The 22,287-nt window shown below is 49.1% G+C and carries 21 protein-coding genes; 10 read left to right on the top strand and 11 right to left on the bottom strand.

Annotation, left to right across the window (positions count from 1 at the left end; all coding sequences use genetic code 11):
• Window positions 1-35: 35 nt before the first annotated feature.
• The 3 genes from RIG61_09285 to RIG61_09275 all read left to right on the top strand — a co-directional run bounded on the left by RIG61_09285 (window position 36) and on the right by RIG61_09275 (window position 2,513).
• Window positions 36-929 (top strand): mechanosensitive ion channel, encoded by an 894-nt coding sequence (locus RIG61_09285; GenBank protein MEQ9619352.1) that lies wholly within the window; start codon window positions 36-38, stop codon window positions 927-929.
• 90 nt (window positions 930-1,019) lie between these two features.
• Window positions 1,020-1,997: an acyl-CoA thioesterase gene (locus tag RIG61_09280; GenBank protein ID MEQ9619351.1), complete on the top strand. Its 978-nt coding sequence runs from the start codon at window positions 1,020-1,022 to the stop codon at window positions 1,995-1,997.
• An 87-nt stretch (window positions 1,998-2,084) separates the two neighbouring features.
• Window positions 2,085-2,513 (top strand): hypothetical protein, encoded by a 429-nt coding sequence (locus tag RIG61_09275; protein MEQ9619350.1) that lies wholly within the window; start codon window positions 2,085-2,087, stop codon window positions 2,511-2,513.
• Window positions 2,514-2,532: 19 nt separating this feature from the next.
• Here the strand turns inward: RIG61_09275 and RIG61_09270 are convergent, their stop codons facing one another.
• Together RIG61_09270 and RIG61_09265 are read right to left on the bottom strand one after the other, a co-directional pair.
• The gene (locus RIG61_09270; GenBank protein ID MEQ9619349.1) at window positions 2,533-3,441 is read right to left on the bottom strand and encodes a DMT family transporter; all 909 of its coding nucleotides are present in this window, start codon (window positions 3,439-3,441) and stop codon (window positions 2,533-2,535) included.
• A 118-nt stretch (window positions 3,442-3,559) separates the two neighbouring features.
• The gene (locus RIG61_09265; protein MEQ9619348.1) at window positions 3,560-4,654 is read right to left on the bottom strand and encodes an LLM class flavin-dependent oxidoreductase; all 1,095 of its coding nucleotides are present in this window, start codon (window positions 4,652-4,654) and stop codon (window positions 3,560-3,562) included.
• 170 nt (window positions 4,655-4,824) lie between these two features.
• Between RIG61_09265 and nhaA the strand changes: the two genes are divergently transcribed.
• Together nhaA and RIG61_09255 are read left to right on the top strand one after the other, a co-directional pair.
• Window positions 4,825-6,027, top strand: coding sequence for a Na+/H+ antiporter NhaA (gene nhaA / locus RIG61_09260; GenBank protein MEQ9619347.1), 1,203 nt, complete (start codon window positions 4,825-4,827; stop codon window positions 6,025-6,027).
• 80 nt (window positions 6,028-6,107) lie between these two features.
• Window positions 6,108-6,698, top strand: a complete 591-nt coding sequence (locus RIG61_09255; GenBank protein ID MEQ9619346.1) for a DUF1461 domain-containing protein — start codon at window positions 6,108-6,110, stop codon at window positions 6,696-6,698.
• Between the two features lie 34 nt (window positions 6,699-6,732).
• Here the strand turns inward: RIG61_09255 and RIG61_09250 are convergent, their stop codons facing one another.
• Window positions 6,733-7,314: a hypothetical protein gene (locus tag RIG61_09250; GenBank protein ID MEQ9619345.1), complete on the bottom strand. Its 582-nt coding sequence runs from the start codon at window positions 7,312-7,314 to the stop codon at window positions 6,733-6,735.
• 135 nt (window positions 7,315-7,449) lie between these two features.
• Between RIG61_09250 and RIG61_09245 the strand changes: the two genes are divergently transcribed.
• Window positions 7,450-7,947: a hypothetical protein gene (locus tag RIG61_09245; protein ID MEQ9619344.1), complete on the top strand. Its 498-nt coding sequence runs from the start codon at window positions 7,450-7,452 to the stop codon at window positions 7,945-7,947.
• A 7-nt stretch (window positions 7,948-7,954) separates the two neighbouring features.
• Here the strand turns inward: RIG61_09245 and RIG61_09240 are convergent, their stop codons facing one another.
• From RIG61_09240 to RIG61_09225, 4 genes are all read right to left on the bottom strand, one after another.
• Entirely contained in the window at window positions 7,955-9,268 is a 1,314-nt protein-coding gene (locus RIG61_09240) for a heterodisulfide reductase-related iron-sulfur binding cluster (protein ID MEQ9619343.1), read from the bottom strand.
• 9 nt (window positions 9,269-9,277) lie between these two features.
• The gene (locus tag RIG61_09235; GenBank protein MEQ9619342.1) at window positions 9,278-10,048 is read right to left on the bottom strand and encodes a DUF3891 family protein; all 771 of its coding nucleotides are present in this window, start codon (window positions 10,046-10,048) and stop codon (window positions 9,278-9,280) included.
• A 96-nt stretch (window positions 10,049-10,144) separates the two neighbouring features.
• On the bottom strand, window positions 10,145-11,476 hold the full coding sequence (locus tag RIG61_09230; GenBank protein ID MEQ9619341.1) for an FAD-binding oxidoreductase: 1,332 nt from the start codon (window positions 11,474-11,476) through the stop codon (window positions 10,145-10,147).
• Window positions 11,477-11,540: 64 nt separating this feature from the next.
• Complete coding sequence (locus tag RIG61_09225) at window positions 11,541-13,058, bottom strand: FAD-linked oxidase C-terminal domain-containing protein (protein ID MEQ9619340.1); 1,518 nt, start codon at window positions 13,056-13,058, stop codon at window positions 11,541-11,543.
• Window positions 13,059-13,174: 116 nt separating this feature from the next.
• Between RIG61_09225 and rplM the strand changes: the two genes are divergently transcribed.
• Genes rplM through RIG61_09210 form a run of 3 tightly spaced genes read left to right on the top strand, consistent with a single transcriptional unit; the run spans window position 13,175 to window position 15,366 of the window.
• Window positions 13,175-13,603, top strand: a complete 429-nt coding sequence (gene rplM, locus RIG61_09220; protein ID MEQ9619339.1) for a 50S ribosomal protein L13 — start codon at window positions 13,175-13,177, stop codon at window positions 13,601-13,603.
• Between the two features lie 9 nt (window positions 13,604-13,612).
• Window positions 13,613-14,005, top strand: coding sequence for a 30S ribosomal protein S9 (gene rpsI, locus RIG61_09215; GenBank protein ID MEQ9619338.1), 393 nt, complete (start codon window positions 13,613-13,615; stop codon window positions 14,003-14,005).
• A gap of 56 nt (window positions 14,006-14,061) precedes the next feature.
• A complete protein-coding gene (locus tag RIG61_09210) occupies window positions 14,062-15,366 on the top strand; it encodes an inositol-3-phosphate synthase (protein ID MEQ9619337.1) in 1,305 nt (434 codons plus the stop codon).
• Between the two features lie 76 nt (window positions 15,367-15,442).
• Here RIG61_09210 and RIG61_09205 read toward each other — a convergent pair whose 3' ends face one another.
• From RIG61_09205 to RIG61_09190, 4 genes are all read right to left on the bottom strand, one after another.
• On the bottom strand, window positions 15,443-16,321 hold the full coding sequence (locus tag RIG61_09205; GenBank protein MEQ9619336.1) for a class I SAM-dependent methyltransferase: 879 nt from the start codon (window positions 16,319-16,321) through the stop codon (window positions 15,443-15,445).
• Window positions 16,322-16,415: 94 nt separating this feature from the next.
• On the bottom strand, window positions 16,416-17,057 hold the full coding sequence (locus RIG61_09200) for a radical SAM protein (GenBank protein ID MEQ9619335.1): 642 nt from the start codon (window positions 17,055-17,057) through the stop codon (window positions 16,416-16,418).
• Window positions 17,054-17,728 (bottom strand): 7-cyano-7-deazaguanine synthase QueC, encoded by a 675-nt coding sequence (gene queC, locus RIG61_09195; protein ID MEQ9619334.1) that lies wholly within the window; start codon window positions 17,726-17,728, stop codon window positions 17,054-17,056. Before queC ends, RIG61_09200 begins: the two co-directional genes overlap by 4 nt.
• Before the next feature lie 75 nt (window positions 17,729-17,803).
• Entirely contained in the window at window positions 17,804-19,987 is a 2,184-nt protein-coding gene (locus RIG61_09190; protein ID MEQ9619333.1) for a cytochrome c/FTR1 family iron permease, read from the bottom strand.
• Window positions 19,988-20,235: 248 nt separating this feature from the next.
• Between RIG61_09190 and RIG61_09185 the strand changes: the two genes are divergently transcribed.
• Window positions 20,236-22,272, top strand: a complete 2,037-nt coding sequence (locus RIG61_09185) for a methylmalonyl-CoA mutase family protein (GenBank protein MEQ9619332.1) — start codon at window positions 20,236-20,238, stop codon at window positions 22,270-22,272.
• Window positions 22,273-22,287: the final 15 nt, after the last annotated feature.

The raw sequence follows: 22,287 nt of genomic DNA, 5'->3' as shown, positions 1-22,287 counted from the left end.
CAATTTACCAATTAATCGGAGGAGAGATAGATAAAATGTTTGAATCTATGAACATTCTTGAATCTATAAATATTAACGAGCTAATAACAACCTACCTCATACCCTGGGGTAAAAATATAATTCTTGCCGTAATAATATTTATCCTCGGCCGGTACATAGCCAATTTACTGAACGGACTAGTCAGAAAAGTATTAACGAACGCCAAAGTTGACACTATATTGATAAACTTTCTTTCTTCAATAGTCGCATGGATTCTTTTACTAATCGTCATCATTATGGCGCTGAACCAGCTGGGAATCAACACTACGTCGTTAATCGCTCTTATAGGTGCCGCGGGACTCGCTATCGGTTTGTCTCTCCAGGATTCTCTTAAAAACTTTGCAGCAGGCGTGATGCTGATCACGTTCAGGCCCTTCAGAGAAGGGGACTACGTCGACGCGGGCGGCACTTCAGGATCAGTCGAAAATATTGCTATATTCAGCACCACGTTTAAAACGCCCGACAACAGGCAGGTTGTCGTCCCTAACGGAGCAATTTACTCAGGGGTCATAACGAACTATTCGGCTATGGATACGAGGCGTATAGATATGGTCTTCGGAATCGGATACGACGACGACATAAAAAAGGCAAAGGAGATCATAGAGAACATTCTGAAATCGGAGGGGCGTATACACAGCCTGCCCGCGCCCGTAGTCGCGGTCGACGAGCTAGCGGACAGCAGCGTAAATTTCGTGGTCCGTCCCTGGGTCAACACTTCGGATTACTGGGCGGTAAAATGGGAGCTGACTGAAAAAATAAAAATCGCATTCGATGAGAACGGCATCTCGATTCCCTTTCCCCAGATGGACGTACATCTGGATAAAGAAGAGCCGCAACAGGAGCAACCTGGCGAAATTCGCGATACCGGTTCCGGAGGAGAGAATAGTTAAAAATACGATTAATTGCCTTTAATGGATTTAATTCGGATCAATGTTTATAATAATGACGATTTTACCAGCTGAAACAGAACGGAACTGCCAATGCCCTCTATAAAAGAGACAACACACCAGATGGTTCAGTTCGTATTCCCCGAGCATGCGAATATACTCGGAACCCTGTACGGCGGAAGACTGATGGACTGGATAATGCTTGCGGGAAGCGTAAACTCGTCACGCATTGCAAGGGGTATAACCGTTCTCGGAGCGACGGACAGCATAGACTTTGTAAACCCGGTAAAAGTAGGAGAAATAGTGACTTTGGAAAGCATTGTGGAGTATATAGGGTCAAGCTCCATGGAATTAGGTTTGACAGTACACTCGGAGAATACGGTTACGGGGGAGAAAAAGCTTGCGACAGTTTCTCACATGGCTTTTATCGCCGTCGATAGCGACGGAAAGCCAAGGAAGATAGAGGAGAAGATAACACCAGCTGACGAGAACGAAATGTCGACGTTTATGGAAGCGCAGAAGAGGAGAGAGGGCAGGCTTTCCCGGATAGCAAAGAGGGACGATCAGGCAAAGAACATAATAGACGAGACCGAGATAGTCAGGATGCGGCTCGAGACCACAAAGGTCGTGCTTCCGGAAGACAGCTTCTACGGAAATTTCATGTCGGTAGGGAAACTCATGCTGGAACTCGACGAGACGGCGGCCATTCTGGCTATGAGGTTTGTAAAGGGCGTGCTGGTGACAGGCTCGCTTGACGACCTGTATTTCTACTCGCCTATCAGGGTCGGCGATATCATAATCTTCAAGGCAGGTATCACCTACGTAGGGAACTCCTCGCTTGAAGTCGGAATCAAAGTCATTTCGGAAGACATTATGACCGGCGAGCAAAAACATACCTGTACCGCATTTTTGACATTCGTACATCTGGGTAAGGACGGCTCGCCGAAACAGGTCCCGGTGTTCGAGCCCGAGACACCGGAGGAAAGAAGGCTTTGGAAAAAGGCCGAGGAAAGAAAAGAGAGAAGGACGGCCAGGGTAAAAAGAATAAACGAGAGAGCCCCCGACTTATGATTTAATTTCAACTCACGCGCATCTGTGAGAGGATAACATTATATCGGTTTAGCCGTTTGACTCGCTATATGAAGACCGAAAGAGAACATGAATTACAGAATCATAAATTACCTCATTATATTTCTGCTCCTTGATATACTGGCACATCCTCCGCAAAGCTTTAACTCCCGGAAGGAGGTTCGGGGACAGACCGAAAACATCACCGAAACCACCGAACAGAAAAAATATGTATCCGAAGACGGCATAGTCCATCTCGAGAATGAAATGGACATAATCGACCTTATAAAGGCGGTAAGCGAAATTACCGGTGAAGCGTATGTAATTGACAGTTCGGTAAAGCCCGGGAAGGTTAGCATAATCACACCCGAGGGAGGTATGAGGAAGGAAGATGTGTTGATATTCTTTGATACCATACTCAGGTTAAACGGGCTTGCCGTTATAAATGCGGACGGAATAAACAAAGTTGTCAATTCCTCGGATATATCCGGACACGGCACGCCGGTTGAAAGCGATTAAAGACAAGAGCCGAACCCGGTCAGAATACGGGCGTTTCATTCCTCGATTCACGAATTACGATATAATTCGAAATTAGAATAAAAACCCCTCCGAGCAGTATATAAAATCCGATGCTTTGCGAGAAGAAAATCCATGCCAGTATAGTCGCGCTAACGGGCTCGAGAAGAAGTACAATCCCCGCCACTGAAGCCGTAATCTTCTCAAGCGCTCTGTAAAATAGCAAATGGGGAATGGCGCCTCCCAAAGAAGCGAAAATAATCAAATAGGTAAAGTTGGGCGCTGAGAGATCAAGAGAAAACCCGGTAAGCGTCTCATCGGTTACCATAATCCTCGTAACGGGAAGCAATATGAGAAGCCAAACAAACGCGAATCCGGACCAGCCGAATGTGGTTGTAATATAATGCTGATCGAGCATAGCGCTTCTTTTGCCTAAAATAACCCAGAAGGAGAGAAGGACGCCGCTTGCAAGCGAGCACAGAATACCGGCGTAAGACCCTCCGGACCCGGCCTCCCAGGATCCGAGCAGAAACACAAGACCGAATAGACCCAGAATTACAGAGGCTATTTTTACGAAAGTAATCTTCTCTCCGAGCATCACTCTCCCGATAAAGACAGTCCATATCGGCTGCGTATAAAGAAGCAGCACCACAATCGCGACAGGGACCCCCAAAGCAATCCCTGAGAACATCATAAGCTCGAGCAAGCCCCCTATGAGCCCGTAAAGAGCATAAAAGGCAACCTTGCTCCGTTCCATCACATACCGGCGCCGGAGAAGCACAACAGGTAGCAATATCAGGAAAACCAGGAGAGACCTGTAAAAGGAAACCTCGAACATCGACAGTCCCCTTTCCATTAAAAACTGTCCGCCCGGCGTGATTGTGCCGTAGAAGATCCCCGCTAAAATTAAAAACCAGTATTCTCTTTGCATATTACTGTTATTAATCGACTATAGAAATTTTGAGCGCTTATTTAAATTTTGGTTATGAGTAAAGACTTACCGAACAGGAAATAGAATATCAATAATTTGTTCTCACGGATTCAATATACTATGCAGAAAGGGTTAAATCTCGAAGACGGGGCATTACTTCTTCTTTTAAAAGCTTCATCGACCTCACCCATTTGTCCCTGGGCTTCCATTCATGACCCATTGCCAGAAGCACACCGAAGCCTCCGACATACTCAAATAATTCTCTTATCCTCTCCGCTACGTCATCCGGGCTTCCGACAACCCATAGATTGTCCATCATGTAATCGGGAGTGACCTGAGCATCCGACATAGACTTGTCCGTTTTAAAGATATCAAGATTGCCCCTGATCTTGGGAACCATTTTGAAAAAATAATCCGTGAAGTCTCTCGAAAGTGTCCCCTCCGTTACGTCCCTACGCGCTTCCTCCGTGGTCTCCGCCACATAAATGTCCCTCGCCACCCTCCATAGCGACCTCTCGGGCGTCTTTCCCGAGGCGAGAGCGCCCTCTTCTACCGACTTCCAATGGCTTCTGAGTATATCTCTCGTGACGAAGTTTATACTCATCGGAATCCATCCGTTTGCTCCCGCGATTCTGAGGGTTCCCGAGCCCTCCGTGATACCCGCAACCGCTATCGGCGGATGCGGTTTTTGGTAGGGTTTCGTGTGAACTCCGAGCCCCACATCCTCCTGAGGCAGAGGCACGGTGAATTTCCATCTGCTGTTCCGGTACACGCCGGGTTTCGGGTCGTTCCAGAGATTCAGGATAAATTTCAGGGACTCGTCCGTCAGCTCTCTGTGCTCTCCCGCTCTGGGATCGATGCCGAACGCCTCGAAGTCGCCTATGAAGCTCCCCGCTCCTACACCCCAGTAAAATCTTCCCTTGGCAAGGTGGTCCAGAACGGCAATCCTGTGCGCGAGCACGAACGGGTCATGATCAGGAAGACACGACACCCCCGTGCCGAGGATTATATTTTTCGTGAGAGGAATGGCCTTGGCTATGAGGAGGTCGGGCGCCGGGATGTTCTCCCAGCCCGCAGTAAAATGCTCACCTATCCAGGCTTCCCTGTATCCGAGCTCATCGAGAACAACAAGCTGCTCCAGATCATGATCGAGGGTTTCAGTCAGATTCGAACCCGCAGGATGAAGCGGCATTGTAAAATAGCCAATTTCCATTAGAGGCTCCGCTGTTTCATAGGCTTTACAAGATTCAGGATATTAACACATACGCTGTTTTTCTTCAAAACCCGCGTCCATGCCCGGCAAACCCAACCGCATAAAGGACATTTTGATATTGAATATCCCGTAGCGTATAATCTTTGATCTCGATTGAGGATTAATCAACTATGGTAGTAAGATCAGGCCGCGCTGTTAACGCAATCAGGGAGTTTTTGAAACTGGAGTCCGCAAGCGGGATAATACTCGTGGGGGCTGCAGTGCTCGCCCTTATTCTCAATAACTCTCCCCTCTCAAACCTGTATGACCTCCTGCTCGATACGCCTGTCGAGGTGAAGATAGGAGCCCTTCAACTCGCAAAACCCCTGCTCCTCTGGATAAACGACGGACTCATGGCCATCTTTTTCCTTCTTATCGGCCTTGAGGTGAAGCGAGAAATACTGGACGGCCAGCTTTCAAGCCTCTCGCAGGTGGCCCTCCCGGGAATAGCAGCGGTAGGCGGGATGGTCGTGCCCGCCCTCATATACCTTTTATTCAATGCCAATAATCCGGAAGCGCTTAACGGCTGGGCTATACCCGCCGCGACAGATATAGCTTTCGCGCTCGGGATTCTGGCCCTACTGGGCTCGCGGGTCCCGATCTCTCTAAAGCTTTTTCTGCTGACACTGGCAATTATCGACGACCTGGGCGCAATAGTAATCATAGCCATATTCTATTCGGGAAAACTCTCTCTCCTCTCTCTCTTGCTGGCGGGAATCGCGGTCGCGGTACTCATAGTTATGAATTTGACAGGTGTCAAAAGAATAGCCGCTTACGTTATAGTTGGAGTGATTCTATGGATCTGCGTATTAAAATCCGGCGTGCACGCGACTTTAGCAGGCGTTGTGCTCGCTTTTTGTATCCCTATGAGAACCGAAGAAAACGAACCCTGCCCGCTTCGTGATATGGAGCACTCGCTTCATCCATGGATAGCCTTCGGCATTATGCCGATTTTTGCTTTCGCCAACGCGGGCGTATCGGTTGAGGGAATGTCTTTCAGGACTCTATTCGAGCCGATCCCGATAGGGGTCGCGCTTGGCCTTTTTATCGGGAAGCAAATTGGCGTTTTCGGGTTTTCAAAACTCGCTGTCAAATTCGGGCTGGCGAAACTCCCCGACGATATTAGCTGGCTTTCCCTGTACGGAACCTCAATTCTATGCGGAATCGGCTTCACGATGAGCCTGTTCATAAGCACCCTTGCTTTTGATTCAGGCGTTGCGGACGCGGGAATTTCGGCGCGTCTGGGTATCCTTGTCGGTTCGTTTCTGGCGGCAATTGCAGGATACTTTGTTTTAAGTTATTCATTAAAACCCGAGTCCGAAGAACTTGATTAACGGCAAAGAAAAGATCCGATTGTTATGTTCTTCCCAGTTTACAATGATAAAACATAGCTCCGACCGTCATACTTTATGTCATGAGAATTCTTAATAAACTTAAGGGAATAGCACTTTTCATCTCTCTGCTCTATCTAACATTCTATATACCTATGTCGCTGACTTTTTACATGCCCCAATGGATGAAGATTAACTGCGGATGGCATGACCGCTGCGACAAAATCGGATATGACGACGCCTACAGGGGAATTGAAGAGCTTACAGCCTATTTCCGGCACCAGGGGGAGGGACTTCTACACTTTTGGACCTGGAAGGAAAAGACGCATCTCGAGGAAGTGCGCGGAATATTCGACAAGCTGCTGATCGGAGGGCTTGCCGCTGCCGTTCTGATTTTCCTCACATTTGATCGCAGACGCGCGTCCCGCTACGCGCTGGCGAACGCAATAATAATTCTCTTCCTTTTGGTCGTGCTCCCGTTCTTCGGTACTTTCTGGAAGGACATTTTCCACCCGCTCATCTTTAAAAACGACCTGTGGATGAATAACAAGTACGATCTTTCGTTCTACATTATGCCCCGCAGGTTTTTCATGTATACGGTAGCGCTTCTTATCGCGCTCTGTTTCGGCATAAACATGGCTATATGGGCGCTGTTGCGCAGAGGATCAAAATGATAGTACCAGCCCCGAGAATCGCAGTAATCAAAGTCTAGTCGAACAAATCGCCGGCGTTACAATTCTGGGCATTTATGCAGGGCTCGAAATCGGACTGGTTGCTGTGATCGGCGTCCATTCCGTATCTGTGTCCAAGCTCGTGCTTCCAGACCGCGAATTCTCCGCAGCCCAAAAAGCCTCCTTCGGCAATCACTATCGCGTCGATCGAGAAAAAATATATGCCGGAGCACACGTCACGATCCACCGCATCGCATTCAAACCTTCTCGGGACCACGTAAACCCTGAGGTCCGATAGCGGTGGAACCATTGTGCCGTTTTCCAGCATTACAGTCTCAAACCCAAGCTCGGCCCCCTCCATAAACTGACAATTCAGAAACTGCGTAGCCCTGTTATCCAGAAGGTCGAGCACGCTTTGAGTGCCGCTGTTGACACGGCTGTCTATCGCCACCTGCATCCCGTAAACGGGGGTCCTAAGGTCATAGGTCTGGGCTTCCGCTACTTCCCCGTCAATAAGTGGATCTACGTTGGAGGACCCAAATATATCGTCGGTTTCGTCGCACGAGTTAAACATAAGGGCAAAAAAAAGTATAAATACAGACAGGTGGAGATATTTCATTCCGCCGCTCCTCCATCGGACTAATTTGCGTAATATCATAACTGAAGGGTCCGGGCTATGCTAAATGCAATCTATTATTTAAAAAAAAAGGCTTTCGAGTAAACTTTGAATCAAAGTATCGATACGGAGGAAGTTATGACTAAACCAAAAGCAATCCCGACAATCTTGGTAGCAATTTTAACACTGGTTTCATTTACGAACTGTAGCGCGGAGGACTCGAAATACGCTTTCCCCGAAGGCTGCGTCCGGTCGGGCTTCGAGTTCCGTGAGAACGATTTGATATTAAATACCGGGTCCGGGCAGGCCCTCTACCTGTTTCATAATATTTCGGAAAAGGATATATGGTTAAACCACCCGGTCGGCAAGGACCCGGGAGCAAGCGCGGGTTGGGCTTCTAATATAAATCCAGGGAGCTGGTCCGCCTTTGCTGTCAATAAGAACGGTTTCGCCCTCAACTGCTCGAAGATGAACGAGGACTCGGTCGAAGGGCTTTCCTGCGAAAAAGTTCTCAGTGTATGCGAAATTTCAAACCCTGTGTTCAAGAACGACAATCAGGGAAGCTACTGGGTCGCGGAAAATAAGCCGCTTAAGGCTATGTTGGGGGAAGTGAAAAACCGCGGTATTAGCTGGTGAGTTTAATCTAAGGTAAGCCCGATTCGCCTTTATAAGACCAGTCCAGTAGCTCGACGGGGTGCGCGGTTCTGATATTAAGCCCGTGTTGCTTTATCCCCTTCTGTATCTGTAGCAGGCAGCCGGGATTACCGGCAACGAGAATATCCGCGCCCGTATTTTTCAGGTGTCCCGTCTTTCGCTCTAAAAGCCTCCGGGACATTTCGGGCTCGACGAGATTATATATACCGGCGCTTCCGCAGCAGAGGTCCGATTCCGAAAGCTCCACTAACTCTAGTCCGGGAATCTGTTTCAATATATCTCTGGGCTGATCTTTTATCTTCTGCGCGTGCCCGAGATGACACGCGTCCTGATATGTAACTTTTAAATTAAGCTCTTTAAGCCCACCTGCAAGGCCGATTTCAGACAGAAATTCCATGATGTCTCTCGTCCTGCCGCTCATTTCCCCGGCGCGCCCGGCAAATTCGGCGTCCTCCCTGAGAATCTCCCCGTACTCTTTCATAGTAGAGCCGCAGCCGGCGGAATTAACGATTATCGCATCGACCTCAAGGCCTTCAAACTCCTCAATCAGAAGTTTAGCGAACTCTCTCCCTTCAGATAATCTTCCCGAGTGAACCGATAGCGCACCGCAGCAGCCCTGGTTTTGAGGCACCACGACCTCGCATCCGTTCTCGGTTAAAACACTAACAGTCGCCTCGTTCGTCTTAGCGAAAAATACGCTCTGCACGCATCCGGTAAGTAGAGCCACACGGTGGCGGCGCTCCCCTCTGGCAGGTATGACCCGAGGTAGCGCCGACCGTACGACTGGGGACGTCACTTCGGGAAGCATCTCTTCCATTTGCGCGAGCTTCAAGGGTAATTTAGCCCTAACCCCTGAGCTACCCAGGAGCGACCTTATGCCGAGCTTCTGGTAGATATAAAAGAAAGGAAGCAGCACTCTAAGTCTTTCGGGATATGGGAATATGGAGAAAATTAACGAACGGTACAGCTTTTCGAAAAAAGGCCTTTCATACCGCCTTTCAATCTGAGACCTCCCCGCCTCTATGAGTCTCCCGTAACGCACCCCCGAGGGGCACGCGGGCTCGCAGGCGAGGCAGCCGAGACACATGTCGAGATGCTTGACAAGGGACCCGTGAAGGGGGATTTCCCCCTCCGACGCCGACTTCATAAGGTAAATTCTTCCCCTCGGGGAGTCGAGCTCATTACCCGTTTGGAGATATGTCGGGCAGGCCGAGAGACAGAACCCGCAGTGAACACAGTCTTCTATAATTTCCCGGCTCGGTTTATCCGTGTCGTCAAAAGCGCTGAATGCCGTTTCCCGCATACTTAATTCTTAGCCTTTTCTTATGGTGAAATCAAGGGATTCGGTCCGGGCGCTTTCCAGATAACGTCTTAATTCCCTATCGCTCGCGAAGGATTTCCGGTCGAGCCTCTTTCCCATAATCCGGCAGCTGATAAGAGGCTTTGAAAACGGGTAAGGAGAGATAACATAGTTAAACCCGTCCTTGGATTCCAGTTTCAGGTCTACGGTTTCACCTTTATAGTTTATAGGGGCAGCGGCTATTTTCATAGAGTCCCAGCCGTGACACAGACTGAGGGAAATAATATCGCCTATCTGAACTATTCTGAGGTTTATTTTCACTTGCTCGGGTATCCCGTTTGGCTTCAGGCCTGACGCAGCAGTGTCGAGGTTATCAGCGACAAACTCATTTATCTCGCGCTTAAGATTATTGGCTGCATCGTTTGACGGTTCCCTGCTCAAAATTTTCTGGTTAAATCTGGCAAAATGGAGCGCAATCAATGAAGAGGCATACGGGTGGCTCTTGGAGTGGGACTCGTAAGAGCTGCTCCATATCCCGGACTGATCTTCGGGCTCCATTTCCATGAAGTTAGCGGGATAACCGTTTTCGGGATTGATTTTCGGACTGGAGTCCCAGCTCTTCCATCCGCAGTCGTGCTCGCGGACGGCAAAGAGCACTTCATCAAGAGGCTCGGGGCGGGAAAACCGCTCGTTTCCCCAATTCGACATAATGCTACCGGCGAGGACCGCGTGATCGTACTGCGTAATCAGAATCCACCCGTTATTATATTCTCTTCGAATCATCGTGCTATTAAGACCAGCATGAAACCCCGGAAAAAGTGCAAATAGCCTAACCAAGCCGAAAGAGCACTGCAAGTAGTATTTGAAGTCTTGATCTTTCTAGACAAGTCTCCCCGGATTGAGAATATTTTCCGGATCGAAATTACGTTTAATTCTTTTCATGATGCCCAGGGACGTGCCGATATTACCCCACACGCCTACCCTTTTTTTCACATTGGAATCAGCCGCCCAAATCACGAGACTTCCGCCCCTTTCTTCCGAAAAAATTCGGAGTTCTTTTAACGAGCTGACCAGGGCTTCCCTCTCCCCGTCCATTGACACCGCAACAACCCCGTTTCCCGCCCTCGCCGATGAGTAAACCTCTATTCCCGAGCGTTCCGGGAAACCTTCAAGCAGTCGAAAGACTCCGGGCACATCAGTTATGAGAACATTCGCCCTGGCGACTGTTCCCCCCGGACCCGAGAGCCTTGAGGTAAATTCCCTTATCTCTTCCCAGAGTTTTTCTTCCTTTTCACCTTCAACCATGACACCCGAGCCCCCGGCCTTACTACAGAGATCGAGTATTGTCTTCATCTGGTCCCGGACCGCCTTTTCCACATTCATGACCCTCACGGCAAGCGTATAACTATTCCCCTTAACATCGATCCCGGCCCTTTCGCCGAGCGCGCTTGCGAGGGCGGGGCTTAAATGCTCGAGCGAGGAAATAACCAGGTCGGATTTAAGAAGAGACATAACGGACTCATGGCTGTTATCGAGGTTATCAAAACTTACGAGGCACGTTCTGGATGACTCCGGGATCGGATAGAGCCTGAATGTCGCCTCCGCAATTATCCCCAGAGTCCCTAAAGAGCCTACGAACAGCTTGGGCAGATCGTAGCCGGCAACGTTTTTTACCACCTTGGAGCCGCCTTTGAAAACCGTTCCGTCTGCCCGGACGACTTTCAGGCCTATAAGAAGCTCTCTCATGGTCCCGTATCCGAGTCTGAGCGGGCCGCTGTCATTAGAGGCTATGATGCCGCCAAGAGTTGCGCCCGACAGCAGATGAGGGGGATCAACCGGGAGGAACTGGTTTTGTTCTCTCAGGCGGGACTGAAACTCGGAAAGGAGAGTCCCGCACTCAGCCGTCGCAACGAGGTCTGACGCCCCGTGCTCTATGATACGGTTAAGATTCTTCGTGGAGAGCACAATATCGGCGCCCTCGGTGATATTTCCCAAATTCAGTTTCGTGCCCGAGCCCGCCGGTATTACAGATAGGGATTCACTTGCGGCAAATCTCAGCACCTCCGAGACCTGCTCAATATTAGCGGGGAACAGAACTGCTTTCGGCCTGGCGCCCTCGGGTTGATAAGCTCCAATCTCGTCCTGACGTGTAAGGGTATTTCTCTGGCCTACTATTTCCGTCAATCGTGTCACTATTTTTGAATCAGGCATGTCAATATGTCCGGGCAGCCGATTTGTTAATGTTTAATTTCAGGAGTCACTCAAACAGCGTTTATCAGTACATCTCGCCCAGACCCGATTTTTGAATCGGGTTTTCTCTGTAAGGCTTCATCCCCGGCTCAACGCATGTCCTCGGCGTCGGAAAAACCTTCCCGGGATTGCACAGGCCCTTTGAATCAAAGGAGCATCTGACCAGATTCATGGTATCGAGATCGTTTTCATCGAACATAAGCGACAAAAATCTCTTTTTATCATGACCCACACCGTGCTCCCCCGTTATGCTCCCCCCCGAATCCACACAGACTTCGAGAATTTTTCCCGCAAGCTCATGGGCCTTTTCAGGCTCGCCCTCCTTTGCGGAATCATATAAGACCAGAGGGTGAAGGTTACCGTCGCCTGCATGGAACACGTTCGCCACTCTAAGGCCGTATTTCTCGCTGAGCTTTCCTATATTGCCAAGCACCTCGGCGAGCTTGCTTCTCGGTATAACGCCGTCCTGAACATAATAATCGGAGCTTATCCGTCCCATTGCGGGAAAGGCGTTCTTTCTGCCCTTCCAGAAGAGCTCTCTCTCTTTTGCGTCCCTGGCTACTTTTATCTGAATAGCGTTATTTTTCCTGAGTACTTCCTCGACTATAGGCATATGGGCTTCCACCTCCGCAACAGGGCCGTCAAGCTCGACGAGCAGTATCGAGCCCGCATCCGTCGGATAACCCGCGCCTACGGCCTCCTCTACGGAACGGATGCAGAGATTGTCCATAATTTCCATACCGGCGGGAATAACTCCTCTTGCGGTTATCCCCGAGACGGAAGCGCCCGCGTCCTCGACCCGGTCAAATGAGGCGAACAGGGTTTTAACCGATTCGGGCTTTCTTATAATCCTGAGTGTAATCTTCGTCACTATCCCAAGGAGACCTTCCGAGCCCACGAGAAGACCCGTTATATCATACCCCGGACGGTCAAGGGCTTTACCGCCTGTCTCTATGACCTCGCCGTCGGGAAGAACCATCTCGACGCCGAGCACATGATTCGTAGTGACCCCGTATTTGAGGCAGTGAACACCGCCCGAGTTCTCGGCTACATTGCCGCCTATGGTGCATACGATCTGGCTTGAGGGGTCGGGTGCGTAGTAATATCCATAGGAACTTACGGCGTTCGTGACCCACAGGTTAACAACACCGGGTTCAACAACGACCCTTTCGTTAGGAATGTCCACCTCGAGAATTTTGTTCATTCGCGAGAGCGAGATAACTACGCCTTTCTCGGCGGGAAGGGCGCCGCCGGAAAGCCCCGTTCCGGCCCCGCGAGGGACGTACGGAACATTCTCCTCATAGCAAAGTCTCATAATACGCGAGACCTGCCCTGTATTTTCAGGCAATACCACAAACTCGGGCTTGATCCTGTATCCGGTCAATGCGTCGCTATCGTAGGCTATCAGCTCATCCGCAGACGAAATGACGCCTCCCGGGCCCAGTATGTCCAGCAGTTTGGCCCCGAATCTCTTTTTCCCGTCCGGAGATTTTAATTTGGATTCAGGCGGTGAAACATGCATTATTTTAAGTACCGGAATCATTATATCATTATAAAATCTAGAGACCAATTAATCGGAGGAAAAAAGCGGAGCTTGACAATCGGCACGGAATCGGTAAATTGATTTGCTTAACTCGTAAGGTCAGAGGCAGAAAAACAATGAAGACTTACATGGCCAGAAGTGAAGATATTGAGAAAAAATGGTACCTTATCGACGGAGAAGGTAAAACAGTCGGACGGGTCGCCACAAAAATCGCCGCTTTATTGAGAGGCAAAGAGAAGCCTCAGTTCACCCCACATGCCGATACCGGGGATTTCGTCATAATTGTAAACGCCGATAAATTAAATTTCACCGGCAAAAAATGGGAGCAGAAAAAATATTACTGGCACACGGGCTATCCGGGGGGGATAAAATCCATAACCGCCGAGGACCTGGCCAAGAAACATCCTGAAGATATTATTAAAAAAGCTGTCTGGGGCATGCTTCCCAAGAATAAATGGCAGAAAAAATTGATTGCCAGATTAAAGATTTACACCGGGAACGAGCATCCGCACTCACCTCAAAAGCCTGAAGCACTGGAGGTCTAATTTATAAAAATGGCTGAAATCAACTATTACGGAACCGGAAGAAGGAAAACTTCAATTGCGCGCGTTTGGCTGCGCTCTGGGGATGGCAAAGTCCTGATCAACAACCGTGAAGCGGGTGAGTATTTCCCCCGTGAATCCTGGATGATTCATGCCCTGGAGCCGCTTGAGACAACACAGACAAAGGGCAAGTATAACGTCGTAGTGGACGTCAAGGGCGGAGGTCTCACCGGTCAGGCGGGAGCCGTAAGACACGGTCTGGCGAGAGCGCTTCTTCAGGCGGACGAATCCTTCAAAAAATCGCTTAAGTCAGCGGGTCAGCTGAGAAGAGACCCGAGAATGGTGGAAAGAAAGAAGTACGGGCTCAAGAAGGCAAGAAAGGGACAGCAGTTCTCAAAGAGGTAATATCCGCTTTGCCCACCAAAAGAAAAAAAACATCTACTCCAAAAAAAGAGAAGAAAATTGTATCGCCCGAGGGTAAATTAGGGGTTTTGCTTCCGGGTATGGGCGGGGCCGTAGCCACAACATTCATTGCGGGCGTGGAGGCTATCAAAAGAGGCCTCGGGAAGCCCATAGGCTCACTGACTCAACTTGGAAGGATCAGGCTCGGAAAAAGGACTGAGAAGAAGTCCCCTCTGATCAAGGAATTCATACCCCTTGCCGATCTGAACGACATAGTATTCGGGGGATGGGACATTTTCCCCGAGAGCTGCTACGACGCCGCGATTAAAGCGGGTGTTCTTGATAAATCCCTGGTCGACGAATTGAAAGAGCCTCTTCAGGCTTTAAAGCCTATGCCCGCCGTTTTCAGCAGAAAATATGTCAAGAACCTGAACGGAAAACATTTAAAAAGGGGCAAGACAAAGAAGGACCTCGCCGAGCAGTTAATCGAAGACATAAAAAGGTTTAAAAAGGAAAGCGGGGCCAGGCGCCTTGTGATGGTATGGTGCGGAAGCACCGAGGTATTTATTAAACCTTCCGCAGTTCATCAATCTATAAGCTCGTTTGAAAAAGGTTTAAAAGATAACCACAAAGATATTCCTCCGAGCATGATTTACGCATACGCCGCAATACAGTGCGGGGTTCCCTACGCTAACGGCGCGCCGAACCTGTCGGCCGACGTGCCTGCGCTCACGGAGCTGGCAAAGAAAAAGAAGGTGCCGATCTCGGGAAAGGATTTTAAGACCGGGCAGACACTGATGAAGACCATACTCGCCCCCGGACTCAAGAGCAGGATGATAGGGCTTAGAGGATGGTTTTCAACCAACATACTGGGAAACCGGGACGGAGAGGTCCTGGACGACCCCTATTCATTCAAAACCAAGGAAGAAAGCAAGCTTGGGGTGCTTGAATATTTATTCCAGCCGGACCTGCACCCCGACCTATACTCCGATTACTACCATAAGGTAAGAATCAATTACTACCCTCCCAGGGGGGACGCCAAGGAAGCATGGGATAATATCGACATATTCGGATGGCTGAATTACCCGATGCAGATAAAGGTCAATTTCCTCTGCCGCGACAGCATACTCGCGGCCCCGATCGTTCTGGATCTGGTGCTTTTTCTGGACCTGGCAAAGAGGACGGGGTTTGACGGTATTCAGGAGTGGCTGTCATTTTACTTTAAAAGCCCCATGCACGGAAAAGGGCTCTACCCGGAACATGACGTCTTTATCCAATTGATGAAATTGAAGAATACACTCAGGCACATTAAGGGTGAGGAGCTAATCACACACCTGGGCCTGGATTACTACAATTTAATGTAACAACCCTTTCCGGCGTACACTTCTTAAAATTCGAATCGAAAAATCAGAAGTAAATTATAAGAGAGGATTCTTTATTTTATGCCTCTGTGCTTATGGCAAGCCATTTACGGGTAATGTAGAGCTCCCCGTTCCGGTTAGTATCGCCGTGCTGTTCGAGCGCGGGCTGGACCGCTTCTTTCATAGCCGTTACCGCCTCGTCGACCGGATAGCCCCTCAGGGCGCCGGCAGCGTACTGTTGAAAAGAGCTTATGTATTCCCACGCCTCTCTACGCATATCGACAGCGAACTCTTTGGCTTCTACCAGCTTGAAGCCCGCCTCCTCAACCAATTGCTCATAGTAGGCCCGGGGGAGGAATTTGGAAGCCTCCGTTCTGGAGTCGTCTCTCTCTCTGTTTATGCCGCGGTCACGCAAATATTTAACGGCATTCTTGACCTGAGTGCGATAAAAGGGCAGTGTATCCGCAGGTCTCGCCTCCTCATAAAAGGCCGTATTGAAGAAGAACAACCCTCCCGGTTTAAGCGCTCTTTTGATTCTCTTTATGCTGTCGAGCTGCGCTTTTGCAGATAAATAGTGTATGCCGTTTCCCCAGACTGCGACGTCTATGCTTTCATCGGGGATATTCATATCCTCTACCGAGGAATGCACGAACTTCAATTTCGCGACAGTATTCTCTAACTTGGATTGAGCGAGCTTCAAAGCCTCGCTTGACTGATCGAGGCAAAGCACGGCGGCGTCTTTCCAGTTCTTGGGCAGCTGGTCGAAAACAAGCTGCACCATAGTGCCCGCGCCCGTAGCTATATCCAGTATAGCGTCGATACTATCCACTCCTTTCCGGCGCATAATGTCAACCCAGCTTTTTATAATATCTCCGTTAACCTCCCTGTAATCCTCGGTATCGGCAAACGGCTCATAGTCGTATTTTTCTTTAATATCTTCCATCATTAACCTCTGCATTAATCACCACCCCATATATATTTAATAAAATCTAAAATCGGATTATAACATGATTGCCCGCAAAAACAATATACGCCATAATCCCGCTATATAATTATACACCCCTCTTGTTTCCCCATATTATTTTGTGAAGCTGCGGGAGCACTCTTACACGCTCCACCCTTTCATCTATCACTCTTTGGCTTATCCAGCCGAGTCCTTCTCCGCCTACGGGCTGAAAAATAATATTCGCTTTTATAGAATAGCCGGATATGACTCCCTTTGCGTATTCATAATCTGTTTCATCGGCGATAACGAATTTGAGCTGGTCGCATCCCCTCAATTTTTCAAAAAGGCTCGGATCCATCCTGTCCTGCATGCCCGAGCCGGGGCATTTACAATCCATGCTGATGACGCATTTATCCGTCCAGAATACAGGCGGCGGCATCTTGTGGCCGCTTGTCTCGAGCACAATATTATAACCGCTGTCTATGAGGCCCCAGGCAAGTGCTTCCACTTCCTTCTTCTGAATTAGCGGCTCGCCTCCCGTTATACACACCCTTTTACATTCGAATTTCTCTATCTCCTGCCCGACTTCGGCGATGGTAAAGTTTTTAAAATCCCTGCCTTCGACCGCATACATCGTATCGCACCAGCTGCATCTCAAATCGCAGGCGAAGAGACGTACGAACACGGTCGGAAGCCCGATCTCCACACCCTCTCCCTGAAGTGAGAAAAATATCTCGCTTATTTTCATGTCTCATACTCGGTAGGGTCCTTGACCGCGGATTCCCTGAAAGCCCTCTTTCTCTCCCTGCAGGAGCTGCACGCGCCGCAGTGAATCTCGCCTCCCTGATAGCATGTCCAGGTTTTCTCAAACGGGACGCCGAGCTCGGCCCCCAGCTTAACTATTTCCGATTTTTCCACATCGACGAAAGGAGCGTCTATCTCAAGATCAGCGTTGTCAGTGGCTAGTCTTTCGGCAACCCGGAATGCCTCGACAAATTCCTTCCTGCAGTCGGGATACACTCCTCTATCCGAGTAATGCGCCCCGAAATATACATGCTCACATCCCAAGCTTACTGCAAATCCGACAGCGATAGACAGGAATATGGCGTTACGGTTAGGAACAATTGTCGTCTTTAAGGTGTCGTAATGCTCCGCAGTCTCGGGGACGTCGGGTATCTGAACGAGCGGATCCGTAAGGGCGGAGCCCGAGAGAATATCCCTCATTGAGGAGAGATCAACTACCTTATGCGGGACATCAAGCGCGTCGCAGAAGTATTTAGCCGATTCAATTTCCTTTACGTGTTTCTGACCGTAATCAAAGGTGAGAGCGCTCGCGCCGTACCCTTTTTTAACTGTTTTATATAACAGTGTAGTGCTGTCGATACCGCCTGACACTATTACCACAGCTTTTCCACTCATACATATTTATATTAAATGTTTATATTGATACGAACAAGGAAAGGGGAAAATCAGACGGCATGTAATTATCGTTTTTTACTGTTTTATCTGTTCGGAATTCCTCGATACGGCGCTGTAGAAATCGCCCAGTTTATCTTCAAGCTCATCCACGTAGCTTATCACATCCTGAATCCTCTTATCCAAATCCTCCGCCTCGAGGTCTATATCCTCACACCTTCTCCACTCCACTATATGACCCTTGATGTGATCGAACGCCGCGTGCATCGACTTCATGTCTTCCGAGATTCTTGATATGCTTACGGCAATTTCCCTCTTCTCTCTTTCTCTTTTTACATATTCGAGCCAGATTAGGGCAAATACGAACGCCGCGAGTAATATTGCCTGAGGCAGGACGGTCTCCAGAGTCGGATAGAAACCCAGCACGTCTATTCGCGGCAGGAACTCAAGAGGCGTAACGCCGATCATTCCCGCTTCCTGAAGCTCCTTGATACCCTTTCCGAGCAGAATAAACGACAGCAGGTACAGAAATACGCTCGTCAACGAGAAGAAATATTTAAGAGGAATTCTAAGGGCCAGCTTAAAGATCACAAAAAATAAAACTATAAGTAACGCCGCTCCCGCAACCATACCCCATATGACCTGAGTTTGAGAGTTTTCCGCCTGAAACCAGAGCGCCTGATAGAAAAGCACTGTTTCAAACGCTTCTCTGTACACTGCAAAGAACGATACGCTGGCAAGCGCGAAAACGCTCCCCCGCGAAAGGGCTTTCTCGACCCTTCCCCGTATATATTCCTTCCATACCCTTACGTCTATCTTGGAGACAAGCCAGTAACTGACATAAAAAAGGACGGCGGCAGCAATAAGGGAGGTAACACCCTCGATGACCTCCCTCTGGGCGCCGCTTATTGAAATAACGGTTCTGGCAAGGAGCCAAGTAAAAAAACCCGCGACCAAAGCCAGAATCCAGCCGTAATGAATATACTTGATCTGGCTCCTGGCGCCCGTAGCGCCCATAAAAGCGATTATTGCGGCAATAATTAAAATAGCCTCAAGACCCTCTCTTACAATAATAGCAAAAGAGTTTATGAAGGATAAATATTTACTCGCGGGTTTACCGTTTTCCAAAGTCAGACCGGCTGTTGAAAGCCCCGTTTGAATCTGCTCACCGAGCTCTTCTATCCTGGCTGCCGGCTTGCCCGACTTGATTGCGTTCCTGAATTCGGAGAACGAATTTTCTATCCCGGCTGCAAGCTCTTTATCCCTAACCACAAGATCGGGCTCTACCCTCTCGAAACCCTCGAGATAAGCATCAAGCGACTTTGTATAAGCCTGATCAATCATTCCATCCTTATAGAGGTTTACGGACTCCCCGATCAGGGCGCTTGCGAGCAGGAGAGGAGATTCACGCGACTCCTCATTGCCGAGAATATCCCTTCGTAAATACCCGGCGGCATGGTCTATATCATCTTCACTAACTACGAAGGAGGCCAGCTTTTCGCGCAGCTCCCCATTCGAGAGTGTCGCGAGTGTTTTATAATCCTTCAATCGATCCGGTACTTTCGCGGAAATCTCTCGCCCCTGACTTACGGCCCTGTCCCCATACCTCATAGCAAGAACGTAAAAGGCTACATCCCATTTCTGATCATCCGAGAGCCTGGGAAATGAGGGCATCGCAGTGCCCTCGATGCCGAAGCTCATGGTGTTATGCAGTTTAAACGGCGAGAGCGCCGAAGCCACGCCAGGGTCGGTGAAATCCGCTGGCGCCGGGGTAAGCCCGTATGAAAGCGGCCCGTCTCCGGCTCCTTCCGTGCCGTGACATTGAGCGCAGTTGGCGCCGTAAAGCCTTTTACCCGAGGCAAAAGAGGGTCGTTTCTGGGGGTAGGGAACGATATTAAACGAGGTGATTATTTTTTCTTTAATTCTTCCGGATATTGATTCGACTTCCGTCGCGGGTGATTTATTTGCTATGAGGGCCTGAAGCTCAATCACGTCCGATTCTACGTTAGCCCTGTCCCCTCCGGATGATTTCATGCCCCTGAAGAGCTCCCCAACCTGTGTCGAGAACTCAAGCATTTCCTCATATTCCTCATTATTTATTATCTCCCCGTTACTTACGGCGTTCTTATAGTCGCCGCCTATGTAATCCACGAGGGAAAGTATCCTTTTAGCTGGGGTCGAGGAATAGGAGGGCAGAGCCAGGAAAAGAAACAATGGAAAAATAAGGGGGAATATAAATAATATCCTTTTAATAGAACTCATATCGGAAAATTCGCAAGCCTCCGCTTGTTTTCAAAAGTGATTATCGAATAAGTATAAAGCAAGAACCCGGGTTATTGAAATTGATTTTCAATTTAACAAGTCCCTCAGAATAACATAAGCTGAAACCGTGTCAAGGAATCCGGTTGCAACGAATTCAGATTTATTTATTATTATGAGGTTGCCATGTTTGACAACATATATAAACAAAGCGTTCAGCGCATCAATAGGAGACGAAAGAAACGGACAATATGAGCAAAAAACTGTTTGAAGAGTTCCCGCCCGTTACGCCCGAGGAATGGAAGAGTCAGATTGAAAAGGATTTAAAGGGTATTGACCTTCAAAAACTTAACTGGAGACCCTACGAAGGTTTCACTGTGGAGCCCTTCTATACAGAGCGCGATTTGACAGGGCTTGAGTACCTTACGGATTCGGCGCCGAATGAGTTCCCTTATGCGAGGGGGATCAGGGCACGAGATAACAGATGGAGGATAGACGATCATATCTCGGCGGAAAACATAGAAGACGCTAACAGGCTGGCTGTGGAAAGCATTAAACAGGGAGCGGATTCCATTACCTTCATTTGCGAGGCCGGGGAAGGCCTGATGAGAGGAATCCCTATCCAGAGCGAAGACGACGTGTCCGGCCTGCTCAAAAACATACCGATCGGGGAAATCCCCTTGCATTTTAAATGCGGAACCGCTCATGCGGCGATACTTTCGCTATTCGTAAATGAAGCGGAGAAAACAGGGGTCGAGCCTGAAAAGCTGACGGGCTCCGTAGACGCCGATCCCCTCGGTTATCTGGCACTGAAAGGCACATTCGCGAGAAGCGAAAAGGACTCTTTTGAAGAACTCGCGGCTGTAATTTCCTATGTCGGCGGTCATATGCCTTTATTCAAGGTGCTCAAGGTGAACGGCCACCATTTCCACAACTCGGGCGCATCCATCACGCAGGAAGTGGCGTTTACGCTCTCTTCGGGAGTAGAGTACCTCGACCGCCTCACATCGATGGACGTAAGACCGGACATGATACTGAATCACATGAGCTTCTCCTTTTCCGTGGGCTCAAATTATTTCATGGAGATAGCCAAGCTCCGGGCCGCAAGGCTCCTCTGGGCTAAAATCGCGGAACAATACAAACCCGGCGGCGAATCCTCGAAAAAAATGATATTGGAGACGAGAACGTCCTCATGGAACAAGACGGTTTTCGATCCTTACGTAAATATGCTCAGGACAACGGTGGAGGCGATGGCAGCGTCAATCGGAGGAAGCGAGACCCTGAATGTGCAGCCTATGGATTCGACCTTCAGGACCCCGGATGAATTCTCAAGAAGGATGGCGCGAAATACGCAGCTGATATTAAAGAACGAATCCTATCTCGACCGGGTGACAGACCCGGGGGCCGGTGCTTATTACATCGAAAATCTTACGGATTCGATAGCGGAAGCGTCCTGGGAGACATTCCTTAAAATAGAGGAGCTGGGGGGAGTGGTCGAGGCGCTTAAATCAGGCTTCATACAGGATGAGATAGAAAAGACCAGAAATAAAAGGGATATGGACATTGCGGCGAGAAAGAAGATTTTTCTGGGGGTAAACCAGTATCCTGACATCAATGAAAAGATGCCTGAAAATACCGGGGATAGGAGAAAAGAGGTGAAACTCAAAAAATCGGGCCTCGAAATCAAACCCGAAGAGCTGAATTCAATCGAAGCGCTCAGGGATTATTTCTCGGATAAAAACGCTTTATTGGGAGATACAGTCCCCGAAGCGCCTGTAAAACACGACGTCAGGATACTCCCGCTCAAGCCCTACAGGGGGGCAGAGCCCTTCGAAAAAATAAGATTACGCACATTGAGATACATATCGGACACGGGTAACTCGCCCGAGGTTTTCCTCTTTCCCGCGGGGAACCCGTCAATGAGGAGCGCACGGGCCGCTTTTTCAGGCAACTTTTTCGGATGCGCGGGTTTCAAAATAATCGAAAACACCGGCTTCAAGGACATAGAAACAGGTGTCAAAGCCGCTTTAAAAAGTGAGGCAAGGATAATCGTTATATGCAGCTCAGATAAGGAATATCCGGACCTGGCACCGGAAATCTGCAAAGAACTTAAGGCAGAGAGTCCGGATGTGAAAGTGCTTATCGCCGGAAATCCCAAAGAGCACGTGAGCGAGCTCAGGTCTTGCGGGATCGATGATTTCATTCACGCGCGTTCAAACGCGCTTGAGCTTATTGAGAAATATCAGGAAATACTAGGTATTTATACAGGTGGAGGTGAAAATAATTGAGGCCTGATTTTTCAC

Source organism: Deltaproteobacteria bacterium (assembly GCA_040223695.1).
In the GTDB taxonomy this organism is placed as follows: Bacteria; Desulfobacterota_D; UBA1144; order Nemesobacterales; family UBA2774; genus JAVKFU01.
Note: the sequence above shows the minus strand (reverse complement) of the source record. Positions and strands in the feature narration are given on the sequence as shown.

What these genes read in the sequence shown, in the direction of transcription:
- RIG61_09280 (MEQ9619351.1), top strand. Translation starts at nt 1,020, where the DNA reads ATGCCCTCTATAAAAGAGACAACACACCAGATGGTTCAGTTCGTATTC.
- rplM (MEQ9619339.1), top strand. Translation starts at nt 13,175, where the DNA reads ATGAAGACTTACATGGCCAGAAGTGAAGATATTGAGAAAAAATGGTAC.
- nhaA (MEQ9619347.1), top strand. Translation starts at nt 4,825, where the DNA reads ATGGTAGTAAGATCAGGCCGCGCTGTTAACGCAATCAGGGAGTTTTTG.
- RIG61_09200 (MEQ9619335.1), bottom strand. Translation starts at nt 17,057, where the DNA reads ATGAAAATAAGCGAGATATTTTTCTCACTTCAGGGAGAGGGTGTGGAG.
- RIG61_09265 (MEQ9619348.1), bottom strand. Translation starts at nt 4,654, where the DNA reads ATGGAAATTGGCTATTTTACAATGCCGCTTCATCCTGCGGGTTCGAAT.
- RIG61_09270 (MEQ9619349.1), bottom strand. Translation starts at nt 3,441, where the DNA reads ATGCAAAGAGAATACTGGTTTTTAATTTTAGCGGGGATCTTCTACGGC.
- RIG61_09240 (MEQ9619343.1), bottom strand. Translation starts at nt 9,268, where the DNA reads ATGCGGGAAACGGCATTCAGCGCTTTTGACGACACGGATAAACCGAGC.
- RIG61_09230 (MEQ9619341.1), bottom strand. Translation starts at nt 11,476, where the DNA reads ATGCCTGATTCAAAAATAGTGACACGATTGACGGAAATAGTAGGCCAG.
- queC (MEQ9619334.1), bottom strand. Translation starts at nt 17,728, where the DNA reads ATGAGTGGAAAAGCTGTGGTAATAGTGTCAGGCGGTATCGACAGCACT.
- RIG61_09245 (MEQ9619344.1), top strand. Translation starts at nt 7,450, where the DNA reads ATGACTAAACCAAAAGCAATCCCGACAATCTTGGTAGCAATTTTAACA.
- RIG61_09285 (MEQ9619352.1), top strand. Translation starts at nt 36, where the DNA reads ATGTTTGAATCTATGAACATTCTTGAATCTATAAATATTAACGAGCTA.
- RIG61_09185 (MEQ9619332.1), top strand. Translation starts at nt 20,236, where the DNA reads ATGAGCAAAAAACTGTTTGAAGAGTTCCCGCCCGTTACGCCCGAGGAA.
- RIG61_09275 (MEQ9619350.1), top strand. Translation starts at nt 2,085, where the DNA reads ATGAATTACAGAATCATAAATTACCTCATTATATTTCTGCTCCTTGAT.
- RIG61_09250 (MEQ9619345.1), bottom strand. Translation starts at nt 7,314, where the DNA reads ATGAAATATCTCCACCTGTCTGTATTTATACTTTTTTTTGCCCTTATG.
- RIG61_09190 (MEQ9619333.1), bottom strand. Translation starts at nt 19,987, where the DNA reads ATGAGTTCTATTAAAAGGATATTATTTATATTCCCCCTTATTTTTCCA.
- RIG61_09255 (MEQ9619346.1), top strand. Translation starts at nt 6,108, where the DNA reads ATGAGAATTCTTAATAAACTTAAGGGAATAGCACTTTTCATCTCTCTG.
- RIG61_09235 (MEQ9619342.1), bottom strand. Translation starts at nt 10,048, where the DNA reads ATGATTCGAAGAGAATATAATAACGGGTGGATTCTGATTACGCAGTAC.
- rpsI (MEQ9619338.1), top strand. Translation starts at nt 13,613, where the DNA reads ATGGCTGAAATCAACTATTACGGAACCGGAAGAAGGAAAACTTCAATT.
- RIG61_09225 (MEQ9619340.1), bottom strand. Translation starts at nt 13,058, where the DNA reads ATGATTCCGGTACTTAAAATAATGCATGTTTCACCGCCTGAATCCAAA.
- RIG61_09205 (MEQ9619336.1), bottom strand. Translation starts at nt 16,321, where the DNA reads ATGCAGAGGTTAATGATGGAAGATATTAAAGAAAAATACGACTATGAG.